This window comes from Gemmatimonas sp. (assembly GCF_044345575.1).
Lineage (GTDB): Bacteria > Gemmatimonadota > Gemmatimonadetes > Gemmatimonadales > Gemmatimonadaceae > Gemmatimonas.
Genome location: NZ_JBIJAW010000414.1, coordinates 1 through 2,724, shown reverse-complemented (window position 1 = coordinate 2,724; position 2,724 = coordinate 1). Strand labels below are relative to the sequence as shown.

Below are 2,724 nucleotides of genomic sequence, written 5' to 3'. Positions count from 1 at the left end.
CCGATGCCGATGCCGAGCATACCCGGCGGGCACCACCCGGCACCCATAAGCGGGACCGTCTTGAGCACCCAGTCCACGATGCTGTCGCTCGGGTTGAGCATGGCGAACTTGCTCTTGTTCTCCGAGCCGCCGCCCTTGGCGCCGAGCTTCACTTCCACCTTGTCGCCGGGCACGAGTTCCACGTGCACCACGGCCGGGGTGTTGTCGCGCGTGTTCTTGCGCGAGAAGGCCGGGTCGGCCACGATGCTCGCGCGCAGCACGTTCTCGGGGAGCAGATAGGCGCGGCGCACACCCTCGTTCACCATGTCCTGAATGGACATGGTCGCGTCCCAGCGCACGTTCATGCCGACCTTGAGGAACACCACCACGCTGCCGGTATCCTGGCAGATGGGGCGATGGCCTTCGGCGCACATGCGCGAGTTGGTGAGGATCTGGGCGATCGCGTCCTTCGCGGCCGGGCTCTGCTCTTTTTCGTACGCATCAGCCAGCGCGTGGATGTAATCCAGCGGGTGGTAGTACGAGATGTGCTGGAGCGCGTCGGCGATGGACTGGATGAAGTCGGCTTGGGTGATGGTGGTCATGCTCTAAATAAAACCACGGGAGCGCGGGGTCGGGGGCGGGGATGGGGATGCGGGTGAAGAAACACCGAATGACATGAAACGCGGGCGCGCTCTACGATTCTTCGGATGACGCTCTCCCATTACCAGGTGGATCCGGTCACGGGCTTCGTCCCACCGGTCCCGCTGCCGCCACGTTTGCCGGACGCGTTCGCCAGGTGGGACGCGCTCGTGCCCGATCTGTCGGCGCTCATTCGCTCGCGGCGGCTGCGCGGCGTCGTGCGCGGGCTGCCGGTGCTCGATGTTGCCCCGCTGGCCACCTTCGGTGACCGCGAGCGCGCCTTGCTGCTGCTCACCCACTTCGCCAACGCATACGTGTGGGGGGGCGACGAGCCAGACCTGCGCTTGCCGGCCTCGCTGGCGGTGCCGCTGTGCACCCTCGCCAACGACATGGGGCGTCCCCCCATCGCGCACTATGCCACCACCAGCCTCACCAACTGGCGCCTGGTCGACCCGACGCAGCCGCTCTCGGTGGACAACGCGCGCACCATCATCCGGTTCCTCGGCGGGGTGGACGAAGACTGGTTCTTCATCGCGAGCATGGGGGTGGAGCTGGCCGGGGCGCCGCTGCTGCCTGTGGTGGCCGACGCCGTGCGCCAGTCGCGTGAGGGGAGCGACGATGAACTCGCCCGGTCGCTCGACGCGTTCGCCGAGGGGATGGGTGCGGTGCATGTGGCGCTCGAGCAGGTGCGCCGTTGGTGTGACCCGGCGACGTACTACCTCCGGGTGCGCCCATTCGTGACGGGGTGGCCACAGCCCGGTGTCGTATACGAGGGCGTGTCCGAGGAGCCGCAGCGTCTCATCGGCGGCAGCGCCGCCCAGAGCGCACTGCTGCAACTCTTCGATGCCATGCTGGGCGTGCACCACGCTGATCACCCCGCAGGGGCCTATCTGCGTACCGTGCGCGGCTTCATGCCGCCACCGCACCGCGCGTTCGTGGAAGACACCGAGCGCGATTCACAGGTGCGTTCGCGGGCACAGGAAGGCAGTGCCGCACTGCAGGGGGCCTACAATAGCGCGCTCGCGCGGATTGCCGCCTTCCGCGACGCGCACATGCGGCTCGCCCACGACTACATCGTGGCGCCATCGGCCTCAGGACGTGATACGACCGGCACCGGCGGTACGGCGCTCGACAAGTTCCTCGGTGGTGCCCATCGCTCCACGACTGACGCGCGTGTCTGACGACGCGCGCGTGTCCGTTCTCTTTCCATTCGTGCCCTCTCCTCGCGTCGCATGATCAACAGCGCCGTTTTTCCCACCGCCGATGTCGCCGCCCTCGATGCGGCCGACGCGTTGGCTCCGTATCGCGACCTGTTCGCGCTCCCCGAAGGCGTGATCTACCTCGATGGCAATTCGCTCGGGGCGCTGCCGAAGGAGACGCCGGCGCGGGTGGCGCGGGTCATGCACGAGGAGTGGGGGACCGGTCTCATTCGCAGCTGGAACAGTGCCGATTGGATTGGTGCGCCCCAGCGGGTGGGTGGCAAGATCGCGCGACTGGTCGGCGCCGAGGCGCACGAGGTGGTGGTGGCCGACTCCACGTCGGTGAACCTGCACAAGCTCATCGTGGCGGCGCTGGGTGCGCAGACGGGCCGGCGTACGGTGCTCTCGGAGCCGGGCAATTTCCCCACCGATCTGTACATGGTGGAAACCGCTATCGCCACGCTGGGTACGGGCCATCGGCTCGAGCTTGTGCCGCGCGACGAGATCGTCTCGCGCATCACCGAGGACACTGCCCTGGTGATGCTCACGCACGTGCACTACAAGACGGCCGATGTGTACGACATGGCGGCGATCACGGCCGCGGCGCACGCGAAGGGGGCGCTCGTGTTGTGGGACCTGAGTCACTCCGTGGGCGCGCTGCCGTTGCAGCTCAATGCGTGCCGTGCCGACATGGCGGTGGGATGCGGCTACAAGTTTCTCAACGGCGGTCCCGGTGCGCCGGCGTTTCTCTTCGTGGCCGAACGGCACCACGCGACGCTTCGTTCGCCACTTGGCGGATGGATGGGGCATGCGCGCCCGTTCGCGTTCGTCGACGAGTACGAGCCCGCCGCCGGTATCGCGCGATTCCTTTGCGGCACGCCGCCCATTCTGGCGGTGGCGGCGCTCG

General features: G+C 67.7%; 3 protein-coding genes. 2 read left to right on the top strand and 1 reads right to left on the bottom strand.

Annotated features, from left to right (window positions below; all coding sequences use genetic code 11):
* Nucleotides 1-581, bottom strand: a 581-nt coding sequence (locus ACIQ6O_RS15995) for a fumarate hydratase (protein ID WP_396208769.1), incomplete at its 3' end; no start/stop codon positions are given.
* Nucleotides 582-686: 105 nt separating this feature from the next.
* Here ACIQ6O_RS15995 and ACIQ6O_RS15990 point away from each other — a divergent pair.
* The gene (locus ACIQ6O_RS15990) at nucleotides 687-1,799 is read left to right on the top strand and encodes a hypothetical protein (RefSeq protein WP_396208768.1); all 1,113 of its coding nucleotides are present in this window, start codon (nucleotides 687-689) and stop codon (nucleotides 1,797-1,799) included.
* 51 nt (nucleotides 1,800-1,850) lie between these two features.
* A partial coding sequence (locus ACIQ6O_RS15985; protein WP_396208767.1) for an aminotransferase class V-fold PLP-dependent enzyme occupies nucleotides 1,851-2,724 on the top strand: 874 nt, incomplete at its 3' end.